22 protein-coding genes are annotated in these 26,596 nt (G+C 70.5%); 12 read left to right on the forward strand and 10 right to left on the reverse strand.

Annotated elements, in window-relative coordinates; genetic code table 11:
- Nucleotides 1–54 precede the first annotated feature (54 nt).
- Nucleotides 55–2,340, forward strand: coding sequence for a nitric-oxide reductase large subunit (locus tag AC1HFW_RS04315; protein ID WP_479281949.1), 2,286 nt, complete (start codon nucleotides 55–57; stop codon nucleotides 2,338–2,340).
- Nucleotides 2,341–2,503: 163 nt separating this feature from the next.
- Nucleotides 2,504–3,325: a formylglycine-generating enzyme family protein gene (locus AC1HFW_RS04320; protein ID WP_479281951.1), complete on the forward strand. Its 822-nt coding sequence runs from the start codon at nucleotides 2,504–2,506 to the stop codon at nucleotides 3,323–3,325.
- Here AC1HFW_RS04320 and AC1HFW_RS04325 read toward each other — a convergent pair.
- The gene (locus tag AC1HFW_RS04325; RefSeq protein WP_241072934.1) at nucleotides 3,322–4,083 is read right to left on the reverse strand and encodes a Crp/Fnr family transcriptional regulator; all 762 of its coding nucleotides are present in this window, start codon (nucleotides 4,081–4,083) and stop codon (nucleotides 3,322–3,324) included. The two genes, AC1HFW_RS04320 and AC1HFW_RS04325, sit on opposite strands and share 4 nt — an antisense overlap.
- A gap of 183 nt (nucleotides 4,084–4,266) precedes the next feature.
- Here AC1HFW_RS04325 and nirK point away from each other — a divergent pair, with 183 nt between their 5' ends.
- From nirK to aceE, 3 genes are all read left to right on the forward strand, one after another.
- Nucleotides 4,267–5,349 (forward strand): copper-containing nitrite reductase, encoded by a 1,083-nt coding sequence (gene nirK, locus AC1HFW_RS04330; RefSeq protein WP_241050333.1) that lies wholly within the window; start codon nucleotides 4,267–4,269, stop codon nucleotides 5,347–5,349.
- Between the two features lie 12 nt (nucleotides 5,350–5,361).
- A complete protein-coding gene (locus tag AC1HFW_RS04335; protein ID WP_061071706.1) occupies nucleotides 5,362–5,688 on the forward strand; it encodes a c-type cytochrome in 327 nt (108 codons plus the stop codon).
- A 330-nt stretch (nucleotides 5,689–6,018) separates the two neighbouring features.
- The gene (gene aceE, locus AC1HFW_RS04340; RefSeq protein WP_479281954.1) at nucleotides 6,019–8,679 is read left to right on the forward strand and encodes a pyruvate dehydrogenase (acetyl-transferring), homodimeric type; all 2,661 of its coding nucleotides are present in this window, start codon (nucleotides 6,019–6,021) and stop codon (nucleotides 8,677–8,679) included.
- Between the two features lie 54 nt (nucleotides 8,680–8,733).
- Here aceE and AC1HFW_RS04345 read toward each other — a convergent pair whose 3' ends face one another.
- Nucleotides 8,734–9,357: a LysE family translocator gene (locus AC1HFW_RS04345; protein WP_006394155.1), complete on the reverse strand. Its 624-nt coding sequence runs from the start codon at nucleotides 9,355–9,357 to the stop codon at nucleotides 8,734–8,736.
- Nucleotides 9,358–9,567: 210 nt separating this feature from the next.
- Between AC1HFW_RS04345 and gorA the strand changes: the two genes are divergently transcribed.
- A complete protein-coding gene (gene gorA, locus AC1HFW_RS04350) occupies nucleotides 9,568–10,926 on the forward strand; it encodes a glutathione-disulfide reductase (RefSeq protein ID WP_479281956.1) in 1,359 nt (452 codons plus the stop codon).
- A 75-nt stretch (nucleotides 10,927–11,001) separates the two neighbouring features.
- On the opposite strand, the gene AC1HFW_RS04355 is transcribed toward gorA, so the two are convergent.
- Nucleotides 11,002–11,835 (reverse strand): DUF72 domain-containing protein, encoded by an 834-nt coding sequence (locus AC1HFW_RS04355; protein ID WP_116523039.1) that lies wholly within the window; start codon nucleotides 11,833–11,835, stop codon nucleotides 11,002–11,004.
- Between the two features lie 259 nt (nucleotides 11,836–12,094).
- Between AC1HFW_RS04355 and AC1HFW_RS04360 the strand changes: the two genes are divergently transcribed.
- Nucleotides 12,095–12,727 carry a LysE family translocator gene (locus AC1HFW_RS04360; protein ID WP_006394158.1) on the forward strand — a complete coding sequence of 211 codons (633 nt, stop codon included), beginning with the start codon at nucleotides 12,095–12,097 and terminating at the stop codon, nucleotides 12,725–12,727.
- 33 nt (nucleotides 12,728–12,760) lie between these two features.
- Here AC1HFW_RS04360 and pdxR read toward each other — a convergent pair whose 3' ends face one another.
- Entirely contained in the window at nucleotides 12,761–14,347 is a 1,587-nt protein-coding gene (gene pdxR, locus AC1HFW_RS04365; RefSeq protein ID WP_479281959.1) for a MocR-like pyridoxine biosynthesis transcription factor PdxR, read from the reverse strand.
- A 120-nt stretch (nucleotides 14,348–14,467) separates the two neighbouring features.
- On the opposite strand from pdxR, the gene AC1HFW_RS04370 reads away from it, so the two are divergent.
- Nucleotides 14,468–15,202, forward strand: a complete 735-nt coding sequence (locus AC1HFW_RS04370) for a GNAT family N-acetyltransferase (RefSeq protein ID WP_116523037.1) — start codon at nucleotides 14,468–14,470, stop codon at nucleotides 15,200–15,202.
- Nucleotides 15,193–16,080, forward strand: coding sequence for a DMT family transporter (locus AC1HFW_RS04375; RefSeq protein ID WP_479281961.1), 888 nt, complete (start codon nucleotides 15,193–15,195; stop codon nucleotides 16,078–16,080). The genes AC1HFW_RS04370 and AC1HFW_RS04375 overlap by 10 nt, the downstream gene beginning before the upstream one ends.
- A 26-nt stretch (nucleotides 16,081–16,106) precedes the next feature.
- Here AC1HFW_RS04375 and AC1HFW_RS04380 read toward each other — a convergent pair whose 3' ends face one another.
- From AC1HFW_RS04380 to AC1HFW_RS04400, 5 genes are all read right to left on the reverse strand, one after another.
- On the reverse strand, nucleotides 16,107–17,063 hold the full coding sequence (locus AC1HFW_RS04380) for a DMT family transporter (RefSeq protein WP_479281963.1): 957 nt from the start codon (nucleotides 17,061–17,063) through the stop codon (nucleotides 16,107–16,109).
- Nucleotides 17,060–17,395 carry a thioredoxin family protein gene (locus tag AC1HFW_RS04385; RefSeq protein ID WP_006394163.1) on the reverse strand — a complete coding sequence of 112 codons (336 nt, stop codon included), beginning with the start codon at nucleotides 17,393–17,395 and terminating at the stop codon, nucleotides 17,060–17,062. Before AC1HFW_RS04385 ends, AC1HFW_RS04380 begins: the two co-directional genes overlap by 4 nt.
- Nucleotides 17,396–17,414: 19 nt before the next feature.
- A complete protein-coding gene (locus AC1HFW_RS04390; protein ID WP_479286458.1) occupies nucleotides 17,415–18,677 on the reverse strand; it encodes an allantoate amidohydrolase in 1,263 nt (420 codons plus the stop codon).
- Nucleotides 18,678–18,724: 47 nt separating this feature from the next.
- A complete protein-coding gene (locus AC1HFW_RS04395; protein WP_006394166.1) occupies nucleotides 18,725–20,119 on the reverse strand; it encodes an MATE family efflux transporter in 1,395 nt (464 codons plus the stop codon).
- A gap of 139 nt (nucleotides 20,120–20,258) precedes the next feature.
- Nucleotides 20,259–21,050: an enoyl-CoA hydratase/isomerase family protein gene (locus tag AC1HFW_RS04400; protein ID WP_479281965.1), complete on the reverse strand. Its 792-nt coding sequence runs from the start codon at nucleotides 21,048–21,050 to the stop codon at nucleotides 20,259–20,261.
- A 137-nt stretch (nucleotides 21,051–21,187) separates the two neighbouring features.
- Here AC1HFW_RS04400 and AC1HFW_RS04405 point away from each other — a divergent pair, with 137 nt between their 5' ends.
- Complete coding sequence (locus AC1HFW_RS04405; protein WP_479281967.1) at nucleotides 21,188–22,099, forward strand: SDR family oxidoreductase; 912 nt, start codon at nucleotides 21,188–21,190, stop codon at nucleotides 22,097–22,099.
- Here the strand turns inward: AC1HFW_RS04405 and AC1HFW_RS04410 are convergent.
- Nucleotides 22,063–22,788 carry a TetR/AcrR family transcriptional regulator gene (locus AC1HFW_RS04410; protein WP_006394169.1) on the reverse strand — a complete coding sequence of 242 codons (726 nt, stop codon included), beginning with the start codon at nucleotides 22,786–22,788 and terminating at the stop codon, nucleotides 22,063–22,065. The two genes, AC1HFW_RS04405 and AC1HFW_RS04410, sit on opposite strands and share 37 nt — an antisense overlap.
- Before the next feature lie 163 nt (nucleotides 22,789–22,951).
- On the opposite strand from AC1HFW_RS04410, the gene AC1HFW_RS04415 reads away from it, so the two are divergent.
- Both AC1HFW_RS04415 and AC1HFW_RS04420 read left to right on the forward strand, forming a co-directional pair.
- Nucleotides 22,952–24,574 (forward strand): acyl-CoA synthetase, encoded by a 1,623-nt coding sequence (locus tag AC1HFW_RS04415; RefSeq protein ID WP_479281969.1) that lies wholly within the window; start codon nucleotides 22,952–22,954, stop codon nucleotides 24,572–24,574.
- A gap of 165 nt (nucleotides 24,575–24,739) precedes the next feature.
- A complete protein-coding gene (locus AC1HFW_RS04420) occupies nucleotides 24,740–26,596 on the forward strand; it encodes a phosphoenolpyruvate carboxykinase (GTP) (RefSeq protein ID WP_061071695.1) in 1,857 nt (618 codons plus the stop codon).

Genomic DNA, 26,596 nt, shown 5'->3' on the forward strand with positions numbered 1-26,596 from the left:
GAATTCGCGTTAGCGGACATACCCCACAACGCAACACAGGAGGGTGTCCCCATCATGGGCCCGTATAAAAAGTTATGGTTCACGCTGATCGCCGTGCTGGCGGTCACGTTCGCATTGCTCGGCTTCTACGGCGGCGAAGTCTACCGCCAGGCGCCGCCGATTCCCCAGGAGGTCGCCAGCGCCGACGGCGCGCGCCTGTTCGGCCGCGACGACATCCTGGACGGCCAGACCGCCTGGCAGTCGATCGGCGGCATGCAGCTGGGCTCGATCTGGGGCCACGGCGCCTACCAGGCGCCCGACTGGACCGCCGATTGGCTGCATCGCGAGCTGACGGCCTGGCTCGACCTGGCGGCGCGCGATGCGCATGGCCGCGACTACGGCCAGCTCGACGCGCCCGCCCAGGCCGCGCTGCGCGAGCAGCTCAAGGCCGAATACCGCGCCAACCGCGCCGACGCGGCCGGCAGCAAGCTGGTGCTGAGCCCGCGCCGCGCGCAGGCGGTGGCGCAGACAGCGGCCTACTACGACCAGCTGTTCTCGGACGCGCCGGCGCTGCACACCAGCCGCGAGCACTACGCCATGAAGGAGAACACGCTGCCCGACGCGAAGCGCCGCCAGCAGCTGACGCACTTCTTCTTCTGGACCGCCTGGGCCGCCGCCACCGAGCGCGAAGGCACCTCGGTCACCTACACCAACAACTGGCCGCACGAACCGCTGATCGGCAACCATCCGAGCAGCGAGAACGTGATGTGGTCGATCATCAGCGTGGTGGTGCTGCTGGCCGGCATCGGCCTGCTGGTGTGGGCCTGGGCCTTCCTGCGCGGCAAGGAGGAACCCGAGCCTGAAGCGCCGGCGCAGGACCCGCTGACCACCTTCGCCCTGACGCCGTCGCAGCGCGCGCTGGGCAAGTACCTGTTCCTGGTGGTGGCGCTGTTCGGCTTCCAGGTGCTGCTGGGCGGCTTCACCGCGCACTACACGGTCGAGGGGCAGAAGTTCTATGGCATCGACCTGTCGCAGTGGTTCCCGTATTCGCTGGTGCGCACCTGGCACTTGCAGAGCGCGCTGTTCTGGATCGCCACCGGCTTTCTGGCCGCGGGCCTGTTCCTGGCGCCGCTGATCAACGGCGGGCGCGATCCGAAGTACCAGAAGGCCGGGGTCGACATCCTGTTCTGGGCGCTGGTGCTGGTGGTGGCCGGCTCGTTCGCCGGCAACTACCTGGCGATCGCCCAGATCATGCCGCCGGACCTGAACTTCTGGCTGGGCCACCAGGGCTATGAATACGTCGACCTGGGCCGCCTGTGGCAGATCGGCAAGTTCGCCGGCATCTGCTTCTGGCTGGTGCTGATGCTGCGCGGCATCGTGCCGGCGCTGCGCACGCCGGGCGGCGACAAGAACCTGCTGGCGCTGCTGACCGCATCCGTCGGCGCCATCGGCCTGTTCTACGGCGCCGGCTTCTTCTACGGCGAGCGCACCCACCTGACCGTGATGGAATACTGGCGCTGGTGGATCGTGCACCTGTGGGTCGAAGGCTTCTTCGAAGTGTTCGCCACCACCGCGCTGGCCTTCATCTTCTCGACCCTGGGCCTGGTGTCGCGCCGCATGGCCACCACCGCCAGCCTGGCCTCGGCCTCGCTGTTCATGCTGGGCGGCATTCCCGGCACCTTCCATCACCTGTACTTCGCCGGCACCACCACGCCGGTGATGGCGGTGGGCGCCAGCTTCTCGGCGCTGGAAGTGGTGCCGCTGATCGTGCTGGGCCACGAGGCCTGGGAGAACTGGCGCCTGAAGACGCGCGCGCCGTGGATGGAAAACCTGAAGTGGCCGCTGATGTGCTTTGTCGCGGTGGCCTTCTGGAACATGCTGGGCGCGGGCGTGTTCGGCTTCATGATCAATCCGCCGGTGTCGCTGTACTACATCCAGGGCCTGAACACCACGCCGGTGCACGCGCATGCCGCGCTGTTCGGGGTCTATGGCTTTCTGGCGCTGGGCTTCACGCTGCTGGTGCTGCGCTACATCCGACCGCAATACGCGCTCAGCCCCGGCCTGATGAAGCTGGCGTTCTGGGGGCTGAACCTGGGCCTGGCGCTGATGATCTTCACCAGCCTGCTGCCGATCGGCCTGATCCAGTTCCACGCCAGCGTCAGCGAAGGCATGTGGTACGCGCGCAGCGAGGCCTTCATGCAGCAGGACATCCTCAAGACCCTGCGCTGGGGCCGCACGTTTGGCGACGTGGTGTTCCTGCTGGGGGCGCTGGCGATGGTGGTGCAGGTCATCCTGGGCCTGCTGAGCGGCAAGCCGGCCGCGGCCGAGCCGGTGTTGCGGGCCGAGCCCGCGCGCCGCTAGCGGGCGGCCCCGCGCAGGCGCGACAGGCGGGCGCAACGGCCCGCCCGTTTGCGCCCCGTCCATCCCGCTCATTGCGCCAGCGCAAAGAGGGCGGGGCCGGGCGGGGCTTCAATGACAGCGGACCCCGGGGCATCGTGGCCCCGGGCACAACCGGAGCGCCATCATGCGCCGCCTGCTGGCCGCCGCCTTTCTCGTCCTGCCCTTGTCCGCCTGCGGGCCCGCCGAGCGGGCCCATTCCGTTTCTCCCGACGTGTCGCGGCTGCCGCCCGGCCAGGTGGCCTACCTGCCGCCGGGCGAAACGCTGCGCAACGGCTATCCGGTCTCGCCGGCGCCGCTGACCGCGGACGTGTCGCGCGGCCTGCTCATCATGAAGCGCCAGGTCAGCCAGGCCGAATACGCGGCCTGTGTCCGCGCGGGCGGCTGCAAGCCACTGGATCCGGCCTTCCGCGAGCTGCGCGCGCCGGACCTGCCGGCGGTGGGCCTGAGCTGGACCGACGCGTCCGCCTACGCGGCGTGGCTGTCGGCCCGCACCGGGCAGCGCTGGCGGCTGCCCACCTATGCCGAATGGGTCTACGCGGCGGGCGACGCCTACCGCGAGGAAACGCCGCTGCCTGCCGCGGATGGCGATCCGGCGCAGCGCTGGCTGGCCGAGTACGACGCGCAGGCCCGGCGCGGCCAGGAGGCCACCGAGGTGCGGGTGTTCGGCGCATACGGCGTCAATGCGACGGGCCTGATGGACGTGGCGGGCAGCGTGTGGGAATGGACCGATGACTGCTACACGCGGCGCGTCCTGGCGCTCACGCAGGACGGCGCGGCGGGCGCCGATGATGGCGCCGACCGCAACTGCGGCATCCGCGTGGCGGCGGGGCGGCACATCGCCTACCTGCCGGACTTCATCCGCGATCCCAAGGGCGGCGCCTGCTCGGTCGGCGTGCCGCCGGCCAACCTGGGGCTGCGGCTGGTGCGGGAGGAGGGGCCGGCCTAGCGCGGCCCGGCCTGATCCGGCGGCCCGTCGATACAGGACGCGCAGCCCGCACAGCCCGCCGCCGGCGCATGCGCGCCGACCCGCGCCAGCGCGGCGGGCGAGCGCAGCACGATGCGCTTGCGGCCGCTGTCGACGATGCCGCGCTGTTTCCAGCCGCTGAGCAGGCGGCTGACGGTGTGCAGCGTGGTGCCGGTCATCTCGGCGATGTCCTGGCGCGTGATCGGGAAGGCGATGCCGATGCCGTCGGCGGTGGGTTGCCCGGCGCTGTCCACCAGCCGCAGGATGGCGCGCGCCACGCGCTGTTCGACCTCTTCGTTGGACAGTTCCTGGATGCGCAGGTGCGCGTCCTGCAGCCGCTGGCCCATGGTCTGCAGGGCGAGTGCCGCCAGTTGCGGATGGTGGCTGGTGAAGCGTTCCCAGAGCGCGTCGGGCCAGGCCAGGCAGACGCTTTCCTGCACCGCCAGCACGGTGGCGGGGTAGCGCGGCTGGCGCATGGCGCAGGCCAGGCCGAACAGGTCGCCGGGATTGACGTAGCGCACCACCACCTGGCCGCCTTCGGGCGTGACCTGCGCCACTTTCAGGCAGCCGCTGAGCAGCACGAAGAAATGCGCGGCGCTGGCGCCCTGGTGATAGACCACGGCGCCGGCCTCGAGCCGGCAGGGCTGCGCGCCGCGCAACGCGGCTTCCAGCTGCGCGTCGGACAGGGGCTTGAACAGGTCCAGATTGCGCAGCAGGGCATGACAAAGGGGCGACGACATGACGGGCTCCGGACAGGGCGGGGATGCCGCTTTCATGGTGGCATCGCCATCCGGCCGTGGCAATGCGCGCGCCGCGCCAGGCTGGCGCCGAGTTTGCGCTACAGCAAAGAACGGGGAGGGCGCGCGCCTTTCAATAGGGCTGCCGACCTACACGGCAGTTGAAAACCCGATAAGGAGCTGGACATGAACGCATTACGGCCCACTTTGCTGGCGGCGGCGCTGGCTTTCACGATGGCCGCGGGGACCGCCTGGGCGCAGGACGCCGACAAGCTGCCCCACACCAAGGTCACGCTGGTCGCCCCGCCCCAGGTGCATCCGCACGAGCAGGCGACCAAGTCGGGTCCCAAGGTCGTCGAATTCACCATGACCATCGAGGAAAAGAAGATGGTCATCGACGACAAGGGCACGACGCTGCAGGCCATGACGTTCAATGGCTCCATGCCCGGCCCCACGCTGGTGGTGCACGAGGGCGACTATGTCCAGCTGACGCTGGTCAATCCGGCCACCAACGCCATGCCGCATAACGTCGACTTCCACGCGGCCACCGGCGCGCTGGGCGGCGCCAAGCTGACCAACGTCAACCCGGGCGAGCAGGCCACGCTGCGCTTCAAGGCCGACCGTAGCGGCACCTTCGTCTACCACTGTGCGCCCGAAGGCATGGTGCCGTGGCACGTGGTGTCGGGCATGAGCGGCACGCTGATGGTGCTGCCGCGCGACGGCCTGAAAGACCCGCAGGGCAAGCCATTGCACTACGACCGCGCCTACACCATCGGCGAGTTCGACCTGTACATCCCCAAGGGCGCGGACGGCAAGTACAAGGACTACGCCACGCTGGCCGAAAGCTACGGCGACACGGTGCAGGTGATGCGCACGCTGACGCCGTCGCACATCGTCTTCAACGGCAAGGTCGGCGCGCTGACCGGCGCCAATGCGCTCACCGCCAAGGTCGGCGAGACCGTGCTGCTGATCCACTCGCAGGCCAACCGCGACACCCGTCCGCACCTGATCGGCGGCCATGGCGACTGGGTCTGGGAGACCGGCAAATTCGCCAATCCGCCGCAGCGCAACCTGGAGACCTGGTTCATCCGCGGCGGGTCGGCCGGCGCCGCGCTCTACACCTTCAAGCAGCCCGGGGTGTACGCCTACCTGAACCACAACCTGATCGAGGCGTTCGAGCTGGGCGCGGCCGGCCACATCAAGGTCGAGGGCAAGTGGAACGACGATCTGATGAAGCAGATCAAGGCGCCCGCGCCGATCCCGCGCTGACCGGGGGCCGCCATGTTCTCCGTATCCAGAACCTTGCTGGCGGCCGGCCTGGCCCTGGCCGGCACTGCCAGCGCCGCGGCCGACTCGCCGGCGCAGCTCGACCCGGCCGGCGAGAAGCTGTACCGCTCGGCCTGTGTGGTGTGCCACGCCAGCGGCGTGGCCAACGCACCCAAGCTGGGCGACAAGCAGGCCTGGGCGCCGTTCCTGGCGCAGGGCGCCGATGCGCTGCTGGCCACGGTGCTCAAGGGCAAGGGCGCCATGCCGCCGCGCGGCGGCACCGCGGCCGACGAAGCCACGCTGCGCGCCGCCGTGGCGTACATGATGGCCGCCGCGCGCTAGCGGGCCGCGGGCCGCAGGCCCTGGCCCGGTGTGTCGTGCGCATGCCGGCAGTCCGCGACCGCGCCGGCGGTCGGGGGCTTGCCGGATCCCGGCCCTTCAGTTGCCGGCAATCCCGGGTCATCACGCATCAGCAGCCCTCCTTGCCTGGGCCGCTGGCTTCGGCGTCACTGTCCAAAAGCGGCACGTCACATTGAATAGTTGCACTTGCAATTGTTCAAAAACCTCCATACGATTGCAATTGCACATTATGCAAATGCAATTCACGATGTGAAACGATGGCGCCGACCTTTCGTGTCCAGGCGCCGCTTCCGCACCACAAGGAGGATGCCCATGGAACCCGAGATCGACTGCGTCGACATCGACCCCGAAGAAACCAGTGAGTGGCTGGACGCGATGCAGGCGGTGCTGGCCCACGAAGGCCTGCCGCGCACGCACTACCTGCTGGACCGCCTGATCGACCAGGACCGCGAGCGCAGCGGCGGCTATGCCACGGCCGGCGTCACGCCCTACGTCAACACGATCGGCCTGCCGGCCCAGGCGCCGTTCCCCGGCGACACCCGCATCGAGGCGCGGCTGGACGCCTACCTGCGCTGGAACGCCATGGCCATGGTGCTGCGCGCCGGCAAGCATTCGGGCGTGGGCGGGCACATCGCCACCTACGCCTCGGCCACCACCCTGTACGAAACCGGCTATCGCCATTTCTTCCGCGCCGCCACGCCGGACTACCTGGGCGACATGCTCTACATCCAGGGCCACTCGGCGCCCGGCATCTACGCCCGCGCCTACCTGGAAGGGCGCCTGTCCGAGGCCGAGCTGGACCGCTTCCGCCGCGAGATCGGCGGCGGCGGGCTGGCCTCGTATCCGCACCCGCGCACCATGCCCGGGTTCTGGCAGTTCCCGACCGTGTCGATGGGCCTGGGCCCGCTGATGGCGGCTTACCAGGCGCGCTACATGCGCTATCTGGAAGACCGCGGCCTGATCGCGGCGCAAGACCGGCGCGTCTGGGGCTTCCTGGGCGACGGCGAGCAGGACCAGCCCGAGACGCTGGCGGCGGTGGCCATGGCCGGCCGCGAAAAGCTCGACAACCTGATCTTCGTGGTCAATTGCAACCTGCAGCGGCTGGACGGCCCGGTGCGCGGCAACGCCAAGATCATCCAGGAACTGGAAAGCGTCTATCGCGGCGCCGGCTGGAACGTCATCAAGGTCATCTGGGGCGGCGGCTGGGACGCGCTGCTGGCGCAGGACCACGACGGCCGCCTGCGGCGCCGCATGATGGAATGCGTGGATGGCGAATACCAGGTGTTCAAGGCGCGCGGCGGCGCCTACGTGCGCGAGCATTTCTTCGGCGCCGACCCGGTGCTGCTGGAACGCGTGGCGCACCTGAGCGACGACGAGATCGGCGCGCTCAACCGCGGCGGCCACGACCCGGTCAAGATGCACGCGGCCTACGCCGCGGCGCTGGCGCATCGCGGCCAGCCCACGGTGATCCTGGCCAAGACGGTCAAGGGCTACGGCATGGGCGCGGCCGGCGAGGCCGCCAATACCAACCACCAGCAGAAGAAGATGGCCGACCCGGCGGTGCGCGCCTACCGCGACCGCTTCGCCCTGCCGGTGCCGGACGACCGCCTGGAAGAGATCCCGTACATCAAGCCGGAACCCGGCACGCCGGAACAGGCCTACCTGGAAGCCGCCACCCGGCGCGCCGGCGGCCACCTGCCGCTGCGTCCGGCCGGCCCCGGGCCGCAAGCCACGCCCGCGCTGGAAGCCTTCGCCGCGCACCTGAAGGGCAGCGACGGCCGCGAGTTTTCCACCACCATGGCGTTCGTGCGCATCCTGGCGCAGTTGCTCAAGGATCCGGAGATCGGCGCGCGCGTGGTGCCCATCGTGCCCGATGAATCGCGCACCTTCGGCATGGACGGCATGTTCCGCCAGGTCGGCATCTATTCGCACGTGGGCCAGCTGTACACGCCGCAGGACGCCGACCAGCTCAGCGTCTACCGCGAGGACCGGCGCGGCCAGATCCTGCAGGAAGGCATCAACGAATCAGGCGCCATGGCCTCGTGGATCGCCGCCGCCACCGCCTACAGCACCCACGGCGTGGCCACGATTCCGTTCTACATCTTCTATTCGATGTTCGGCTTCCAGCGCGTGGGCGACCTGGCCTGGGCGGCGGGCGACATCCGCGCGCGCGGCTTCCTGCTGGGCGCGACCTCGGGCCGCACCACGCTCGAAGGCGAGGGCCTGCAGCACGACGACGGCCACAGCCACGTGCTGGCCTCGGTGATCCCGTCGTGCATCGCCTACGACCCGGCCTACGCCTACGAGATCGCGGTGATCGTGCAGGACGGCATGCGCCGCATGTACCAGGAGGAGGAAGACGTCTTCTACTACCTGACGCTGATCAACGAGAAGACCGCCCACCCGCCGATGCCGGCAGGCGCCGAGGCCGGCATCCTCAAGGGCATGTACCGCCTGCGCGAAGGCGGCCCGGGCGAGGCGCGCGCGCAGTTGCTGGGCAGCGGCGCCATCCTGGGCGAGACCCTGGCCGCGGCCGACCTGCTGCAACAGGACTTCGGGGTGGCGGCCGACGTCTGGAGCGTCACCAGCTATTCGGAGCTGCGCCGCGACGGGCAGGAGACCGAGCGCTGGAACCGCCTGCATCCGCTGGACGCGGCGCGCCAGGGCTTCGTCGAGACCCGCCTGGCCGGCACCCAGGGGCCGGTGATCGCGGCCACCGACTACATGAAGACGGTGGCCGAGCAGATCCGTCCGTTCGTGGGGCGCCGCTACGTGACGCTGGGCACCGACGGCTTCGGCCGCTCGGACACGCGCCAGGCGCTGCGGGCGTTCTTCGAGGTGGACCGGCACCACATCGTGCTGGCCACGCTCAAGGCGCTGGCGGACGACGGCGTGTTGCCGGCGGAGCGGGCGGCCGAGGCGATCCGGCGCTACGGGCTGGATCCCGAGGCGGTGTCGGCGGCCTTGCCGTAAGGCAGGGCGCGGGACCGGGCGGCGGCGCTGCCGTCGCCCGCGCCCCGTCGATCTTCAGGCGCGGCGCGCCAGCAATGCCCAGATGCCGGCGGCGGACAGCAGCGCGCCGCCGCCCAGGTTGAAGCCGCGCTGCGCGCGCGGCGACGCCAGCAGGCGGCGCGCCGAGCCGGCGAACAGCGCGTAGGCGGTGGCGTTCAGGCCGGCGCAGGCCACGAAGGTGGCCGACAGCGTCCACAGCTGGCGCGTGACGTCGCCCGCCGGGTCGATGAACTGCGGCAGGAAGGCGACGAAGAAAATGATGCCCTTGGGGTTCAGCGCCGTCACCAGGTAGGTGTTGGCGAACAGCTTCCAGCGCGAGCCGGCCGCGCCGGCCTGCGGCAGCGTGGCGGGCGCCACCCCGGCGCGCAGCAGCTTGACGCCCAGGTACAGCAGGTACAGGCCGCCCGCGGTCTTGACCACGGTGAACCAGAACGCCGAGGCCGACAGCAGCGCGCCCAGGCCCAGCAGCGACAGCGCCAGGGCGGTGGAATCGCCCAGCGCCACCGCCAGCACCAGCGGCAGGCGGGCGCGGCGGCCATGGGTGATGGAATAGCTGATGACGGTGAGGATCGTGGGGCCGGGCAGCATCAGCAGCAGGGCGGACGCGCCGACGAAAGCCAGCCAGGTGTCGAGCGACATGGATCTTGCTCCGTGGAAGGACGGGACGGCGATGGCGCCCCAGGCGGCCACTGTAGCGCAAGGCGGCGCGCCCCGGGCATTCGCCGGATTCCGGCGGCGCAAGGGCCATGGCCAGTGGGGGCAAGCCGGCAGGCAAGGGCGCGGTGGTGCAAAATAGCGCTTCTCCCGACAGTGAACGCGTCCCGGCTCCGGGACGGCGAAGGAAACACCATGGCATTCGATTTCGACCTGTTTGTGATCGGCGCGGGCTCCGGCGGCGTGCGCGCGGCCCGCTTCGCGGCCGGTTTCGGCGCCCGCGTGGCGGTGGCCGAAAGCCGCTACCTGGGCGGCACCTGCGTCAACGTGGGCTGCGTGCCCAAGAAGCTGCTGGTCTACGGCGCCCACTACAGCGAAGATTTCGAGCAGGCCCACGGCTTCGGCTGGAGCGCCGGCCAGCCCAGCTTCGACTGGCCCACCCTGATCGCCAACAAGAACCGCGAGATCGAGCGTCTTAACGGCATTTACCGCAACTTGCTGGTCAATAGCGGCGTGACGCTGCTGGAAGCCCACGCCCGCATCAAGGATACGCACACGGTCGAGGTCGACGGCAAGACCTACACCGCCGCCCACATCCTGGTGGCCACCGGCGGCTGGCCGCAGGTGCCGGACATCCCCGGCAAGGAACACGCCATCACCTCGAACGAGGCCTTCTTCCTGGAGACGCTGCCGCGCCGCGTGCTGGTGGTGGGCGGCGGCTACATCGCGGTCGAGTTCGCCTCGATCTTCAACGGCATGGGCGCGCGGACCACCCAGGTCTACCGCGGCCCGCTGTTCCTGCGCGGCTTCGACAAGGCGGTGCGCGAGCACCTGCGCGACGAGCTGGTCAAGAAGGGTATCGACCTGAAGTTCGACGCCGACGTGGCCCGCATCGACAAGCGCGCCGACGGCACCCTGGCCGCCACGCTCAAGGACGGCAGCGTGATCGAGACCGATTGCGTGTTCTACGCCACCGGCCGCCGCCCGATGCTGGACAACCTGGGCCTGGAGAACACCGGCGTCAAGCTCGACGCCAAGGGCTTCATCGCGGTCGACGACGAATATCGCACCAGCGAAGCGTCGATCCTGGCGATCGGCGACGTCATCGGCCGCGTGCCGCTGACGCCGGTGGCGCTGGCCGAAGGCATGGCGGTGGCGCGCCGCCTCTTCCGTCCCGAGGAATACCGCAAGGTCGACTACAAGCTGATCCCGACCGCCGTGTTCAGCCTGCCCAACATCGGCACCGTCGGCATGACCACCGAAGAGGCGCGCGCGGCCGGCCACGAGGTCAAGCTGTTCGAGAGCCGCTTCCGCCCCATGAAGCTGACGCTGACCGAATCGCAGGAAAAGACCCTGATGAAGCTGATCGTGGACGCCGATACCGACAAGGTGCTGGGCGTGCACATGGTCGGCCCGGAAGCCGGCGAGATCGTGCAGGGCATCGCCATCGCGCTCAAGGCCGGCGCCACCAAGCGCGTGTTCGACGACACCATCGGCATCCACCCGACCGCGGCCGAGGAGTTCGTGACGCTGCGCACGCCGGTCGCGAACTGAGGCCGGCGCCGGTCCCCCCGGGGCCGGCATTCCATGCGACGCCAGCCGGCATCGCGGCGGACGCCCGCGCGCCCGCTACAGCCGTTCGATCATGGCGCGCGCCGCCGCCGGCGCGCGCTCCTTGGCGCCATTGATGAAAAACGCGAACACGTCGCGCGCATGCGCCGCGCCGGCCGGCTTGCGCGGGTCCACCCGCGGCAGGTCGGCCGGATCGCCGCCGTGCGCCCAGGTGCGCAGGCGCTCGGCCCATGCGTCCAGCACCTTGGGCGCGTAGCCGGCCTTGAAGGCGGTGCTGGCGCGCATCAGGCGGGCATAGACGAAATCGGCGGTGCGGTCGGCCAGCGACGGATAGTCCTCGCTGTCGGTGTAGACCGTGGCCACGCGGTGGCGGCGCGCCAGCGCCAGGTAGGCCTCGCAGGCGAAGCTGGCGTGGCGCACGTCCATCACGTGGCGCAGCGGCAGGCCGTCGACCTGGTCCGGCAGCAGCGCCAGGAAGGCGCCGAAGTCGTCGGCGTCGAACACCTTGGTGGGCGCGAACTGCCACACGATCGGTCCCAGCTTGGGACCCAGCTCGGCGATGCCGCCATGCACGAAGCGGTGCACGGATTCCCCCGCGCCGGCCAGCTCGCGGCGGTTGGTGGCGTAGCGCGAGGCCTTGAGCGAGAACACGAAGCCATCCGGCGTCTCGTCGCGCCACTTGGCGAAGGTGGCCGGCTTCTGGCTGCTGTAATAGGTGCCGTTGATCTCGATGGCGGTGAGCTGGCGGCTGGCGTATTCGAGTTCGCGCGCGTGCGGCAGGCCTTCCGGGTAGAAGGGGCCGCGCCACGGCGCGTAGGTCCAGCCGCCGATGCCGACGCGGATGGCGCCGGCGCGAGGGGCGGCGGACGGGGACGATGGGCGTGGCGGCATGGGCGTATCCTCCCGTGGCTGGCGCTGCGACCCAATCACTGTATCCCGGTCCGGCCGGGCGGCCCATCCGGCCACATTTAAAAGCGGCGCGATTGTTGTATGCGGGCCGCGCGCCGGCGTCGCCGCCTGCGCGGGCCGGTCCGCGGCGGCCGCGCAACAGGCGCGCCGCGGCCCCGAAAAAATCGCGCTGTTCCGATACAGATTTCAGATAACGTGACGAGTCATCCCCTCACTACCGACCGGCCCGCGCCGGCGCATCATGCCTGACATTGCCAATCTCCTGACGTTCGCCCTGGTCGCCCTGGGCATGGTGCTCACGCCCGGGCCCAACATGATCTATCTGGTGTCCCGCTCGATTTCGCAGGGACCCAAGGCCGGCCTGATTTCGCTGTCCGGGGTGGCGGTGGGGTTCATCTTCTACGTGCTGTGCGCGGCCTTCGGCCTGACGGTGCTGCTGATGTCGGTGCCGTTTGCCTACGACGCGCTGCGCTTCGGCGGCGCGCTCTATCTGCTGTACCTGGCCTGGCAGGCGGTGCGCCCCGGCGGCCGTTCGCCGTTCCAGGTGCGCGAGCTGCCGGCCAGCAGCCCGCGCACGCTGTTCACGATGGGCCTGGTGACCAACCTGCTCAATCCCAAGATCGCCGTGCTGTACGTGTCGCTGCTGCCGCAGTTCATCCAGCCCGACCACGGCAGCGTGTTCACCCAGTCGATCGCGCTGGGCCTGACGCAGGTCGCCATCAGCCTGTCGGTCAACGCGGTCATCGCCATCATGGCCGGCTCGATCGCCGGTTTCCTGGCCGGCCGGCCGCTGTGGATCGTGATCCAGCGCTGGCTGATGGGCACGGTGCTGGCCGGCCTGGCGGTGCGCATGGCGCTGGATTCGCGCCGTTGAACATGCTTCGCTGAACGCGGCGCCGGCCGCGCGTCAGCGTCGCGGCGTCGTGGCCAGCCGGCCCAATTGCCGGACCAGCGCCGGGAAACGGTCGGCGCTGGTGTTGCCGTAGCCGATCACCAGGCCGTTGTCCTGCGGCTGCGGCGTGATGGCGAAGGTCGACAGCGCGTTGGGATTCATGCCCAGCTGGCGCGCCTGTTCGACGATGGCGCGGTCCGGAATGTCCGGCGGCAGCCGCACCGTCAGGTGCAGGCCACTGTGGCCGCCCAGCACTTCATGGTCGACGCCCAGGTGCCGCGCCAGCGCCTCGCGCAGCGCCGCCTGGCGGTCGCGGTACAGCCGCCGCATGCGGCCCAGGTGGCGCGAGAACTGGCCGTTGTCGATGAAGGCGGCCATGGTCAGCTGTTCCAGCCGGTGCCCGCCGCGCAGCATTTCCGTGATCGACGGCATGGCCGGTTCGGCGATGGCCTGTGGCAGCACCAGGAAGCCCAGCCGCAGGGCGGGGAACATGGTCTTGCTGAAGGTGCCCACGTACAGCACCGGCGCGTCCGGCAGCAGGCCCTGCATCGCGGCGATCGGCTCGCCCTGGTGGCGGAATTCGCTGTCGTAGTCGTCCTCGATGATCCAGGCGCCGGCGTGGCGCGCCCGTTCCAGCAGGTCGAGCCGGCGCGCCAGCGACAGCACGGCGCCGGTCGGATACTGGTGCGTCGGCGTGGTCTGGATCAGGCGCGGCGGCCGGGTGCGCCAGTCGTCGTCGGTGATCGCCACGCCATCGGCGTCGACCCGCATCGCCACCACGTTCAGGTCGCCCGCGTGGAAAGCCGACTTGGCGCCCCGGTAGCCGGGCTCTTCGAGCCAGGCGGTGTCGCCGGGGTTGGTCAGCAGTTGCACGCACAGCGCCAGCGCGCCCTGGGCGCCTTCGGTGATGACGATGCGCGAGGCGTCGCAGCGTACCCCGCGCGAGACCCGCAGGTATTGGGCGATGGCTTCGCGCAGCGCCGGTTCGCCCACCGGCGGGCCGTAGCCCAGGGTGGCGGCGGGGGCGGCCTGCAGCGCCCGGTCCTGGGCCCGGCGCCAGGCGTTGATGGGGAACTGGGTCAGGGCCGGCGTGCCCGGCGTGAGCGGCAGCGAGCCGTCGTTGGGCGCGCGCGTCGAGACGATGCGCGACAGCCGCGTGGCGGTGCGGAAGGCCGGCGCTTCGGGGAGGGTGCGCCCGGTGGCTTGCCCGGCGGTCTGCCCGGTAGTGTGTTCAGTGGCTTGATCCGCGGCCCGCCCGGTGGCCCGCTGGGCGGCCTGTCTCGCGGCGCTGGCGGCCGTGGCCGACAACGGCGCCACGCGGGTGCCCTGGCGGTCGGCGATGACATAACCCTCGGCCGTCAGCTGTTCATAGGCGATCAGCACCGTGTTGCGCGAGATGTCGAGCTCGTCGGCCAGCACGCGCGAGGCCGGCAGCTTGCCGCCGGCGGGCAGCTGGCCCGCCAGGATGGCCTGCTTGAGCCGCTGGATCAGCTGGCGCTGGCGCGGCAGGGCGCCCGGCCCGCGCGCCAGCGGGCTGGAGAGCAGGGCGGCTTGGTCGGTCATGGCTCTATTAAATTCAAGGGTCGTGGTGCTTTTTATCATGCCACGATTTGGCTATCGTGGGAGCATGCCAGGGCCGCCGCGACGGAAAAACCCTGGCTGGCGCCCGCCGATGGCGGCGGCGTTTCCCCCCGCTTTCCAACCTGGACAAGGCCTCGCAGCATGCAACCCCGCGTCAATGAATACCAACAACCCGTCGGCCCCGCGCTCCCCGACTGGACGCCGCGTCCGCGCCCGCCCATGGCGAACGCGCAGGGCCGCTACTGCCGCCTCGAACCGCTGTCGGCTGAGCGCCACGCGGCCGACCTGTTCCATGCCTTCAACCAGGCGCCCGACGGCAGCGACTGGACCTACATGTCCGCCGGCCCCTTTGCCGACGAGGCCGCCTACCGCAAGTTCGCCGAGCAGGCGCAGGCGCAGCCGGGCAGCGACCCGTTCCACCACGCCGTCATCGACCTGGCCAGCGGCCGAGCGGTCGGTTCGTTGTCGCTGATGCGCATCGAACCCGCGCACGGCGTGATCGAGGTCGGCCACGTGGCGTTTTCGCGCCTGCTCAAGCGCACCCGCATCGCCACCGAGGCGCAGTTCCTGCTGATGCGCCGCGCCTTCGACGAGCTGGGCTACCGCCGCTATGAATGGAAGTGCGACAGCCTGAACGCGCCGTCGCGCTCGGCGGCAGCCCGCCTGGGCTTCCAGTTCGAGGGCATCTTCCGCCAGGCCATCGTCTATCGCGGCCGCAGCCGCGACACCGCCTGGTTCTCGATCATCGACAGCGAATGGCCCGCCCTGCGCGCGGCCTACGAAAGCTGGCTCAGCCCCGACAACTTCGACGCCGAAGGCAACCAGCGCCAGGGCCTGGCAGCGCTGATCGCCCGGGAAAAGGCCGCGTGCGCCTGATCCCGGTTGCGTTGGCGCTGTTCTGGGGCCTGAACTGGCCGGCGGTCAAGATCGTGCTGTCGATCTGCCCGCCGTTCACCCTGCGCCTGCTGGGGCTGGGCAGCGGCGCCTTGCTGCTGCTGGCGCTGGCGCGCGCCAAGGGGCTGCCGCTGCTGCCGCCGCGCGCCTCCTGGCCGGGCATCGTCATCGGCGGCATCTTGGCCGTGGCGGTGTTCAACCTGGCGGTGGCCTGGGCCCAGCTCAGCACCAGCACCTCGCGCGCGGCGGTGCTGACCTTCACCATGCCGATGATGTCGGCGCTGCTGGCGTGGGCCGTGCTGGGCGAACGGCTGGACCGCCGTCGCGGCCTGGCGCTGCTGCTGGGCGGCCTGGGCGTGGTGGTGCTGGCCTGGCCGGTGCTGCGCGCCATCTTTGCCGATCATGACCTGGCCGCCGCGCGCGGCTTGGTGTTTCCGCTCACCGCCGCCTTCGGGTGGGCCGCCGGCACGGTCTACCTGAAGCGCTGGCCGGTGATGGGGCATCGCATCGTGGTGACGGCGTGGCAGCTGGCGGTGGGCGCGGCCTGCGCGCTGGCGGGCGTGTTGCTGGCCGGCGAGGCGTTTCCGCTGCAGGGCTGGAGCCCGCGGGTGGCGGCGGCGCTGACGTTCCACATCGTGCTGGGCACGGCGGTGGCGTACTGGCTGTGGTTCGTGCTGAGCGAACGGGTCAGCGCCACGGTGGCTGCCCTGACCACGCTGATGGTGCCGGTGGTCGGCGTGCTGGGCGCGATGGCGCTGGTGGGGGATCGCCCCGCCGCGGCCGACTGGTGGGGCTTCGCGCTGGTGCTGGCGGGCGCGGCGCTGATCGTCTTGAACCTGGGCGGCGCGCGCCGGGCCTGAAGGCCGGCGCGCGGGCCCGGCGCCGGTCAGGTCCGCCGGCCGCGCCGCAGCTTCTCGCGCAGCAGGCCGGCGCCGCTCACCAGCGAGATGCCGGCCAGCACCATCAGGGCGCCGATCACGAACGCGCCGTCCAGCGGCTCGTCCAGGATCAGCACGCCGAAGGACACGCCGAACAGCGGCGTCATGAACGACAGGATCGACAGGCGCGAGGCCAGGTAGCGCCGCAGCAGCCAGAACCACGCCAGATAGCTCGACAGCGCCACCACCACCGACTGGAACGCCACGCTCAGCATGGCCGACGGCGTGTAGCGGATGCCGGCGTTGCCGGTGGCGGCCGCATACGCCAGCAGCACCAGCGCGGCGATCGCCATCTGGTAGAACAGGGTCTTGGACGGCGCCGCTTCCGACAGCGCGGTGCGGCGGATCGCGACCGTGGTGGCGCCCCACAGCAGCCCGCCCAGCAGGCCCAGCGCATCGCCCAGCAGCATGTTGCTGGCGGCCGCGGCTGCCTGCGGCTGGCCATTGCCCAGGAAGGCCACGGCGATGCCGCCGAACGCCACCGCCACGCCCAGCCATTGCAGCGGCGCCATGCGTTCCTCGGGCACGCGCCAGTGCAGCCCCAGCGCGGTGAAGATCGGCGCGGTGTAGAGGAACACCGACATGTGCGAGGCCGTCGTGTAGACCAGCCCCTGCGCGATCGCCAGGAACTCGAAGCCGAACAGCAGCCCCACCAGGATGCCGGCGCCCAGCGTGCCGTCGCGCAGCGCGCGCGAGCCTTCGCCGCGCCATACCACCACGCCCAGCACCAGCGCCGCGAAGGCCGAGCGCAGGCCGACCTGCATGATGGGCGAGATGTCGGCGGCCACCAGCTTGATGGCGATCTGCTGGAAGCCCCAGCAGACGCACAGCAGCAGCATCACGCCGGTGGCCAGCGAGTCCAGCGGACGGCGGACCGGGGGCGCGAGGGCGGCGACGGCGCTCATGGCAGTTCGGCCGGGTAGCTGTCCAGCGCCAGTCCGATCTGCTGGCGCAGGTCCCATTCGGCCAGGCTGGCCTGCACCGGGCCGAAGAAGGCGCCGTCGCGGGTCACGAACATGGCCGGCAGGTGGAAGACCTCGTAGCGTTCCACCAGGCCGCCGTTCTCGCCGGCATCGACCCAGCACACGCGCTCCACCGGCAGGTCCAGCTTCGGCAGCTGTTCGCGCGCGATGCGGCAGGTGCCGCAGGTGCGGCTGTGGAACACCAGCAGCGTCAGGCCGGGGGTGTCCAGCAGGTAGCGGTCGGCGGTGCTGTCGTTCAGTTCTATCTGGTCCATGGCGGCATCGGGGTGGAGGTTATTGGGACAGCCTGCGATCCAGTTCCAGCACGGTCTGGTACAGCACGCGGGTGCCGTCCAGCAGCTGCGCCGGCTCGATCCATTCCTCGGGGCAGTGGCTGCGCCCGTTCAGGCAGGGGATGAAGATCATGCCGATGGGGCCGGTGGGCGCCATGTAGACGGCGTCGTGGCCGGCGCCGCTGGGCAGGCGCATGTTGGCGTAGCCGAGCTGGTCGGCGGCCGTCTGCACCGCGTCCATCACCAGCGGCGTGCAGTCGGTGGGCTGGGCCCGGCTCAGTGGCACGAAGCCGGCAGTCAGGCGCAGCGCCTTCAGGTCGGCGGCCACGCCGGCCATCAGCGTCTCGGGGAAGGTGTCGAGCACGGCGTTGCTGTCGCTGCGCATTTCCAGCGTCAGCTCGACGCGGCCGGGCACGGCGTTGGCGGCGTTGGGCGTCATGGCGAGCTTGCCGACGGTGGCGACCACGTAGTGCGGATTGCCGCTGGCGGCGCTGGCCTGGCGGCTGGCGGCGTCGATGATGCGGGCCGCGCCGACCAGGGCGTCGCGGCGGATGTCCATGGGCGTGGTGCCGGCATGGTCGGGCTGGCCTTCGACCGTGATCAGCACGCGGCGGATGCCGACGATGTTGGTGACCACGCCGATCGGCAGCTGGCGGCTTTCCAGCACGGGGCCTTGCTCGATGTGCAGTTCGACGAAGGCGGCGGTGCCGTCCGCGCCGCGCAAGGGCCGCGTCAGCGCGGCCGGATCGCCGCCGATGCGGGCGATGCCTTGCGCCAGCGTCTCGCCGTCGGCGTTGCGGGCGGCCAGCATGTCGGCGCTGAGCTGGCCGCTCAGGGCGCGGCTGCCGACGCACGAGATGCCGTAGTCGCTGGGCTCTTCCGACAGGAAGTCGATGACCTCGAACGGGTGTTCCAGTTCGATGCCGTGTTCCTGCATCGCGTGGGCGACCTCGATGCCGGCCAGCACGCCGATGATGCCGTCGAAGCGGCCGCCGCTCATGACGGTGTCGCAGTGCGAGCCGGTGGCGATGGGTTTGCGTTGCGCGCTGCGGCCGGCGCGGGTGCCGACCAGGTTGCCGCCGGCGTCCAGGCGCGTGGTCAGGCCCGCTGCCTCGAATTCACCGCGCAGCCAGTCGCGCGCCTCGAGGAACAGCGGCGAGAACGCGCGGCGGGTCCAGGGCTGGTCGGGCAGGGTGTAGCGCGACAGGGTCTCGACGCGCGCCCACAGGCGCTCGGCGTTCAGGGGCGGAAAGGACGGGGGCAAAGCGGGCGAATCGGTGGGCATGGAGGTTCCAGGAAATGCATCGGCGATTATGGCATGTGGGACACGCGCCGCCCCACCAGCCCCAGCGTGCCGCGACGGGCCCAGCGCTGCATCATCAGCACCGCCACCACCGACAGGCCGATCGCCAGTCCGCTCCAGATGCCGACCCCGCGCCAGCCCGCCTGGAACGCCAGCCAGGCGCCGCAGGGCAGGCCCACGCCCCAATAGCCGATCGCCGCATAGATCATCGGCACGCGCGTGTCGTGCAGGCCGCGCAGCATGCCCGCGCCCAGCACCTGCGCGCCGTCGACGATCTGGAACACCGCCGCCACCGCCAGATAGCTGACCGCGAAGGCCAGCACTTTGGCGTTGGCTGGATCGCGCACGTCCATGAACACCGACACCAGCGCGTACGGCACGGTCACCATCAGGGCCGCGGCGATCACCATCGAGCCGATGCCCAGGCCGAAAGCGCTCCAGCCGGCGCGGGTCACGCCCACGCTGTCGCCCGCGCCCTGGGCGTAGCCGACCCGCACCGTGGCCGCCTGGGCCACGCCGTAGGGAATCATGAAGGTCACGCTGGCGATCTGGATGGCGATGGCGTGCGCCGCCAGCTCGGATTCACCCAGCCAGCCGATCAGGAAGGCCGCGGCATTGAAGATGGTGACCTCGAAGGCGGTGGCCACGCCGATCGGCAGGCCCAGTTTCCAGAACGCCTTCAGGCGCTTCCAGTCGGGCTGCAACAGATCGCCGAACAGGCGATAGCGGCGGAAACGCCGGTCGCGCAGCACCACCACGACCATGCCCAGGAACAGGCTCAGGCTGGCGACCGCGCTGGCCACGCCCGCGCCGATCAGGCCCAGCGCCGGAAAGCCGAGGTTGCCGAACACCAGCACCCAGTTGCCCAGCACGTTGAACAGGATCGCGCCGACCGCCACGATGAAGGCCCAGCGCGCCTGCTGCAGCGCGGCCACGAACGAACGCAGCACCAGGAATCCCAGGAACGGCGGCATGGCCCAGAGCAGGGCGCGCAGGTACTGGCCGGCCGGCGCCGCCAGCTCGGGCGGCTGGCGCAGCAACAGCAGGATCTGCTCGCCATACCAGAGCGCCAGGCAGCCCGGCACCGAGACCAGCACCGCGGTCCACAGGCCCTGGCGCACGGTGCGGCGCACGTCGCGCACCGAGTTGCGGCGCGCGCCCTCGGCGCGTGCCACCATCGGCGCGGTGGCGCTGACCAGGCCCAGCGCGAAGAAGGCGATGGCCGAATACAGGTTGGCGCCCAGCGCGCTCGCCGCCAGCGGCTGCGAGCCCAGGTGGCCGATGAACATCACGTCCGTCACCGTCATGGCGATCTGGGCGAGATTGGTCAGCACCAGCGGCAGGCTCAGCAGCAGGGTGGCGACGATTTCACGTTTCCAGGCGGCGCGACGGCAGGCAGGCATGCGGCTTCTCTTGTGGACGAAGCCCGCATGTTAAACGCCGGCTGGGGTTAACCCGGATATTTCCCCTGGCCCGCGCGGGGCATCGCTGGCGATGCGGCCGGGGCGCCGCGGTCCGCGGTGTGGCGCGTCACGTGGCGCGTCACGGCGCGCGCCAGGCGGGTTGGCGCTTTTCGAGGAAGGCGCCCACGCCTTCCCGCGCTTCGTCCGAGCCGCGCACGGTGGCGATGCGTTCGACTGAATCGGCGATCAGCGCGGCGTCCAGCGGCCGGCCCGCGAAGTCGCGCACCAGCCGCTTGCTGGCCTGCACCGCCTGCGGGCCGTTGTCGCACAGGGCGCGGCAGATCGCCTCGGCTTCGTCCCGCAATCGCGCGGCCGGCACCACGCCGTGCAGCAGCCCCATGCGGTAGGCGGCCGCGGCGTCGAAGCGCTCGGCGGTCAGGCAGTAGCGGTTGGCGGCGCGCTCGCCCATCGCGCGGATGACGTAGGGGCTGATGGTGGCCGGCAGCAGGCCCAGGCGGGTTTCCGAGAGGCAGAACTGCGCATGGTCGGCGGCGACGGCGATGTCGCACGCGGCCACCAGGCCCATGCCGCCGGCATAGGCATCGCCGTTGACGGCGGCCACCACCGGCTTGGGGCAGGTCCAGATGACGCGCAGCATGTCGGCCAGGCGGGCGGCGTCGGCGCGGTTGTCGGCGTCCGTCAGCGTGCCCATCTGGCGCATCCAGTTCAGGTCGCCGCCGGCGCAGAAGGCCTTGCCCGCGCCGGTCAGCAGCAGCACCCGCACGGCTGGATCGTCCGCCGCCTCGCGCACCGCGGCGGTCAGGGCCGCGATCAGCGTCTCGTCGAAGGCGTTGCGCAGGTCGGGGCGGTTCAGCGTCAGGCGGGCGACGGGGCCATCGCGGGTCGCCAGCAGCGGGCTGTCGGATGTCATGCGGGTCTCCGTATATTGATTTCCACTCAATTAATAACCCGGACCAATTCGACGTAGATATAGGGTGTTACGCCAATACGGGATATTTGTAGGGCGAATATTGAGTTATCCTCAAAAAAATAACGATGGAGCGAGACATGAGCCATTCCCCCGAGGGCGAGGGCGCTGCGGCGCGCTACGCGTCGGTCTTCCGGCCGGGCCTGTTCGATGGCAAGACGGTCATGGTGACCGGTGGCGGCAGCGGCCTGGGCCGCTGCACCGCGCACGAACTGGCCTCGCTGGGCGCGGGCCTGGCGCTGGTGGGCCGCAAGCCGGAAAAGCTGGCGGCCACGCGCGATGAACTGGCGCGCATCTACCCCGAGGCCGCCGGCCGCATCACGCTGCACGCCTGCGACATCCGCGACGAAGCCGGCGTGCGCGGCGCGGTGGCCGACGCGCTGGCCGCGCATGGGGCCATCGACGGCCTGTTCAACTGCGCCGGCGGCCAGTTCCCGGCGCCGCTGGAGCAGATCAGCTTCAACGGCTGGAACGCGGTGGTGCAGAACAACCTGCACGGCACCTTCCTGGTGGCGCGCGAGGTCTACACCCAGCACATGCGCCAGCACGGCGGCGCCATCGTCAACATGCTGGCCGACATCTGGGGCGGCATGCCCGGCATGGGGCATTCCGGCGCGGCCCGCGCCGGCGTCTGGAACCTGACCGAGACGGCGGCCTGCGAATGGGCCCACGCCGGCGTGCGCGTGAACGCGGTGGCGCCGGGCTGGATCGCCTCCAGCGGCATGGACAGCTACGACGAGGAATACCGCGCGGTGCTGCGCGGGCTGGCCGCCAAGGTGCCGCTGCAGCGCTTCGGCACCGAGGCCGAGCTGGCGGCGGCGGTGGTGTTCCTGCTGTCGCCGGCGGCGGCCTTCATCAATGGCAGCGTCATCCGCGTCGATGGCGGCGTGCCCAACGCGCGCCATTCCTGGACCCTGCCGCCGGCCGAGCGCGGCGACGCCTACGACGGCTTTCCTCAGTACGCGCCGCCGTCCTTGTTCTCGGCGGACTGAAGCCGATGCAGGGCGTCTTGCACTTCCCCGCGGAACTGCGCCAGCGCCAGGGCGTCGCGGCGCGGCGGCTGCAGCGCCTGCCACAGGAAGTCGACCAGGTGGTCGGCGGTGGTGGCCACGTCGACCCGCGCGCCGCCCAGGATGGCGTCCCACAGCACGTGTTCCATCGGGCCGTAGACCGCCGAGCGCAGCAGGCGCAGCGGCATGTCCTGGCGGATGTGGCCGTCGGCCTGGCCCTGCGCCAGGATGCGCATCAGCGGCGCCGTGTAGCGCCGCTGCAGGCCGGCGTAGATCTCGCCGAAATCGTCGTTGCGGGCGCGGCCTTCGGACAGGATGAAGGCGCACAGCCCGGTGCCCTCGGCCAGCAGGTGGCGCAGGTGGGCATGCACCAGGTAATGCAGCCGGGCGCGCGTGCCCTGCACCAGCGGCAGGTTGTCCTCGACCTTGGCGATGATCTCGTCGTACCAGTCGCTGATGACGCGCACGCACAGTTCGCGCTTGCCGCCGAAGTAGGTGAACACCGTGCCTTCGGACACGCCCAGCCGCTGCGCGATCTCGGTGGTGGTGGCGGCCTGGAAGCCGGCCTCGGAAAACACCTGCCGCGCGACCCGCAGGATGTCCCGTATCCGTTGCTCGGACTTGGCGCTGGCCGGCGGGCGGCGCATCGGGACGGCGGCGGTTTTCTGCATGGGTGGGGCGATCGGAAGTGGCCGGGGCTTACTATCATAACGACCCGCGGCGCCGCGCCTTAAAGACACACGTATACAAGACCCGCGCGCACAAGACACGCGACGACAAGAACGACCACAAGAACAGCGAACACAAGAACCGCGACACGGAGACCCGAGCATCATGCTGTCCAGAACCGATACCTACGCGCAGTTGGCGTCCTCCTTCCAATGGCGCGTCCCGGCGGCCTACAACATCGGCGTGGATGCCTGCGACAAGTGGGCCGACGGCAGCGGCCGCCTGGCGCTGATCCACGAGAAGAGCGACGGCAGCCAGACGCGCTACAGCTTCGACCAGATCAAGGCGCGCAGCAACCAGCTGGCCAACGCGCTGCGGCGCCAGGGCGTGCGGCGCGGCGACCGCGTGGCGGTCTACCTGCCGCAGGCGCCCGAGACCGCCGTGACCCACATCGCCGTCTACAAGCTGGGCGCGGTGGCGGTGCCGCTGTTCACTTTGTTCGGCGTCGACGCGATCCAGTACCGGCTGGCCGACAGCGGCGCCGCCGCGCTGGTCACCGACGCCGAGGGCTGCCGCCGCCTGCAGGAGATCCGCGCCACGCTGCCGGCCCTGCGCACGGTCTATTGCATCGACGGCCCGGGCGAGGGCGGGGCGCTGCCGTTCCATGCCTCGCTGGACGCCGAGCCGGAGCAGTTCGACCCGGCGGCCACGGCGGCCGACGACCCGGCCGTCATCATCTACACGTCGGGCACCACCGGCAAGCCCAAGGGCGCGTTGCACGCCCACCGCGTGCTGCTCGGCCACCTGCCCGGCGTGGAGATGTCGCACGAGTTCTTCCCCGAGCGCGCCACGCTGATGTGGACCCCGGCCGACTGGGCCTGGATCGGCGGCCTGCTGGACGTGCTGCTGCCGGCCTGGCACCACGGCGTGCCGGTGCTGGCGCGGCGCTTCGAGAAATTCGACGGCGCCGCGGCCTTCGACCTGATGGCGCGCCACGGCGTCAGCCACACCTTCCTGCCGCCCACCGCGCTCAAGATGATGCGCGGCGTGGCCCAACCGCCCGCGCCGGACGCGCTGGCGCTGCGCTCGGTGGCCAGCGGCGGCGAATCGCTCGGCGCCGAGCTGATCGACTGGGGCCGGCGCGTGCTGGGCGTGACCATCAACGAGTTCTACGGCCAGACCGAGTGCAACATGCTGGTGTCGTCGTGCTCGTCGCTGTTCGAGCCGCGCATCGGCAGCATCGGCCGCGCCGCGCCCGGCCACCGGGTCGCCATCGTGGATGAGCAGGGCGCCGAAATGGCCGATGGCCAGGAAGGCAACATCGGCGTATTGCGGCCCGACCCGGTGATGTTCCTGGGCTACTGGAACAACCCGCAGGCCACCGCCGAGAAATTCGCCGGTGACTACCTGCTGACCGGCGACATGGGCGTGCGCGACGCCGACGGCTTCATCCGCTTCGTCGGCCGCAACGACGACGTCATCACCAGCGCCGGCTACCGCATCGGCCCCGGGCCGATCGAGGACTGCCTGCTGGGCCACCCCGCGGTGCGCATGGCCGCCGTGGTGGGCGTGCCCGACGCCGAGCGCACCGAGGTGGTGATGGCCTACGTGGTGCTGCACGACGGCGTGGCCGGCGACGAGGCGCTGGTCAAGGCGCTGCAGGCGCACGTGCGCACCCGCCTGGCGGCGCATGAATACCCGCGCCGCATCCGCTTTGTAACCAGTTTGCCCACGACCGCCACCGGCAAGATCATCCGCCGTTCCCTGCGTGACGGCAGCTATGCCTGAGCGCGCCGGCCATTGAAAAAAGCGATGACAAACCCGGTGACAAACTCGTCCGTTTGGTCGGGTTGACGGCCGACCCGGCGCTGCAAGTATGATGGCGCAAACATGTATACGGCCCCACTCAAAAGGGGCCGTATCGCCATTAGCCTTAGTATGGAGATAACCCTAATGAATAAGCCCTTGGACGGGGGCCTGGCGGCCTTGAACGTACCCGCGTACGTCAAGCACCGCGGCCTGATCGACTGGGTCGCCAGTGTGGTGGCGCTGGCCAAACCGGATCGCGTCGAATGGTGCGACGGTTCGCAGGAAGAATACGACCGACTGTGCGAACTGATGGTCCAGGCCGGCACCATGCGCCGCCTGAACCCGGCCAAGCGGCCCAATTCGTTCCTGGCCTGTTCCGACCCGTCCGACGTGGCGCGCGTCGAAGACCGCACCTTCATCTGCTCCGACCGTCCCGAGGACGCCGGCCCGACCAACAACTGGGCCGACCCGGCCGAGATGCGCGCGACGCTCAATGGCCTGTTCGACGGCGCCATGCGCGGCCGCACGCTGTACGTGGTGCCGTTCTCGATGGGCCCGCTGGGTTCCGACATCGCCCACATCGGCGTCGAGCTGTCCGACAGCCCCTACGTCGCGGTCAACATGCGCATCATGACGCGCATGGGCAAGCAGGTCTACGACGTGCTCGGCGCCGACGGCGACTTCGTGCCCTGCGTGCACTCGGTCGGCAAGCCGCTGGCCGCCGGCGAGGCCGACGTGGTCTGGCCCTGCAACGCCACCAAGTACATCGTCCACTTCCCCAAGAGCCGCGAGATCTGGAGCTTCGGCTCGGGCTACGGCGGCAACGCGCTGCTGGGCAAGAAGTGCTTCGCGCTGCGCATCGCCTCCACCATGGGCCGCGACCAGGGCTGGCTGGCCGAACACATGCTGATCCTGGGCGTCACGTCGCCCAAGGGCCGCAAGTACCACGTGGCCGCGGCGTTCCCGTCGGCCTGCGGCAAGACCAACTTCGCCATGCTGATCCCGCCGCAGGGCATGGACGGCTGGAAGGTCACCACCATCGGCGACGACATCGCCTGGATCAAGCCGGGAGCCGACGGCCGCCTGCACGCCATCAACCCCGAGGCCGGCTATTTCGGCGTGGCCCCGGGCACCAGCGAGCAGACCAACTTCAACGCCATGGCCACGCTCAAGGCCAACGTCATCTTCACCAACGTCGCCCTGACCGACGACGGCGACGTCTGGTGGGAAGGCATGACCGACACGCCGCCCGCGCACCTGATCGACTGGCAGGGCCAGGACTGGACGCCGGCCATCGCCCGCGAGACCGGCCGCAAGGCCGCCCACCCCAACGCGCGCTTCACCGCCCCGGCGGCGCAGTGCCCGTCGATCGACCCCGAATGGGAGAACCCGCAGGGCGTGGTGATCGACGCCTTCATCTTCGGCGGCCGCCGCTCCACTACGGTGCCGCTGGTGACCGAGGCCCGCAGCTGGGTCGAAGGCGTCTACATGGCCGCCACCATGGGCTCGGAAACCACCGCCGCGGCGGTCGGCCAGCAGGGCGTGGTGCGGCGCGATCCGTTCGCCATGCTGCCGTTCTGCGGCTACAACATGAGCGACTACTTCAACCACTGGCTCAACCTGGGCAAGCAGCTCGAGGCCGCCGGCGCCACGCTGCCGCGCATCTACTGCGTCAACTGGTTCCGCAAGGGCCCCGACGGCAAGTTCGTCTGGCCCGGCTTCGGCGAGAACATGCGCGTGCTGCGCTGGATGCTCGGCCGCATCGACGGCCAGGCCAGCGGCGTCGACCAGGTGTTCGGCGTCTCGCCCAGCTACCAGGACATCGACTGGACCGGCCTGGAATTCAGCCCCGACAAGTTCGAGCAGGTCATGTCGGTCGACGCCGGCGCCTGGCGCGACGAACTGGCGCTGCACGACGAGCTGTTCGGCCAGCTGGCCCAGGGCCTGCCGCAAGACCTGCCCGCCACCAAGGTCAAGATCGAAGGCCGCCTGGCCGCCTGA

It is taken from the genome of Achromobacter sp. ISS7 (assembly GCF_056523125.1).

What these genes read in the sequence shown, in the direction of transcription:
- AC1HFW_RS04315 (WP_479281949.1), top strand. Translation starts at nt 55, where the DNA reads ATGGGCCCGTATAAAAAGTTATGGTTCACGCTGATCGCCGTGCTGGCG.
- AC1HFW_RS04320 (WP_479281951.1), top strand. Translation starts at nt 2,504, where the DNA reads ATGCGCCGCCTGCTGGCCGCCGCCTTTCTCGTCCTGCCCTTGTCCGCC.
- AC1HFW_RS04325 (WP_241072934.1), bottom strand. Translation starts at nt 4,083, where the DNA reads ATGTCGTCGCCCCTTTGTCATGCCCTGCTGCGCAATCTGGACCTGTTC.
- nirK (WP_241050333.1), top strand. Translation starts at nt 4,267, where the DNA reads ATGAACGCATTACGGCCCACTTTGCTGGCGGCGGCGCTGGCTTTCACG.
- AC1HFW_RS04335 (WP_061071706.1), top strand. Translation starts at nt 5,362, where the DNA reads ATGTTCTCCGTATCCAGAACCTTGCTGGCGGCCGGCCTGGCCCTGGCC.
- aceE (WP_479281954.1), top strand. Translation starts at nt 6,019, where the DNA reads ATGGAACCCGAGATCGACTGCGTCGACATCGACCCCGAAGAAACCAGT.
- AC1HFW_RS04345 (WP_006394155.1), bottom strand. Translation starts at nt 9,357, where the DNA reads ATGTCGCTCGACACCTGGCTGGCTTTCGTCGGCGCGTCCGCCCTGCTG.
- gorA (WP_479281956.1), top strand. Translation starts at nt 9,568, where the DNA reads ATGGCATTCGATTTCGACCTGTTTGTGATCGGCGCGGGCTCCGGCGGC.
- AC1HFW_RS04355 (WP_116523039.1), bottom strand. Translation starts at nt 11,835, where the DNA reads ATGCCGCCACGCCCATCGTCCCCGTCCGCCGCCCCTCGCGCCGGCGCC.
- AC1HFW_RS04360 (WP_006394158.1), top strand. Translation starts at nt 12,095, where the DNA reads ATGCCTGACATTGCCAATCTCCTGACGTTCGCCCTGGTCGCCCTGGGC.
- pdxR (WP_479281959.1), bottom strand. Translation starts at nt 14,347, where the DNA reads ATGATAAAAAGCACCACGACCCTTGAATTTAATAGAGCCATGACCGAC.
- AC1HFW_RS04370 (WP_116523037.1), top strand. Translation starts at nt 14,468, where the DNA reads ATGCAACCCCGCGTCAATGAATACCAACAACCCGTCGGCCCCGCGCTC.
- AC1HFW_RS04380 (WP_479281963.1), bottom strand. Translation starts at nt 17,063, where the DNA reads ATGAGCGCCGTCGCCGCCCTCGCGCCCCCGGTCCGCCGTCCGCTGGAC.
- AC1HFW_RS04385 (WP_006394163.1), bottom strand. Translation starts at nt 17,395, where the DNA reads ATGGACCAGATAGAACTGAACGACAGCACCGCCGACCGCTACCTGCTG.
- AC1HFW_RS04395 (WP_006394166.1), bottom strand. Translation starts at nt 20,119, where the DNA reads ATGCCTGCCTGCCGTCGCGCCGCCTGGAAACGTGAAATCGTCGCCACC.
- AC1HFW_RS04400 (WP_479281965.1), bottom strand. Translation starts at nt 21,050, where the DNA reads ATGACATCCGACAGCCCGCTGCTGGCGACCCGCGATGGCCCCGTCGCC.
- AC1HFW_RS04405 (WP_479281967.1), top strand. Translation starts at nt 21,188, where the DNA reads ATGAGCCATTCCCCCGAGGGCGAGGGCGCTGCGGCGCGCTACGCGTCG.
- AC1HFW_RS04410 (WP_006394169.1), bottom strand. Translation starts at nt 22,788, where the DNA reads ATGCAGAAAACCGCCGCCGTCCCGATGCGCCGCCCGCCGGCCAGCGCC.
- AC1HFW_RS04415 (WP_479281969.1), top strand. Translation starts at nt 22,952, where the DNA reads ATGCTGTCCAGAACCGATACCTACGCGCAGTTGGCGTCCTCCTTCCAA.
- AC1HFW_RS04420 (WP_061071695.1), top strand. Translation starts at nt 24,740, where the DNA reads ATGAATAAGCCCTTGGACGGGGGCCTGGCGGCCTTGAACGTACCCGCG.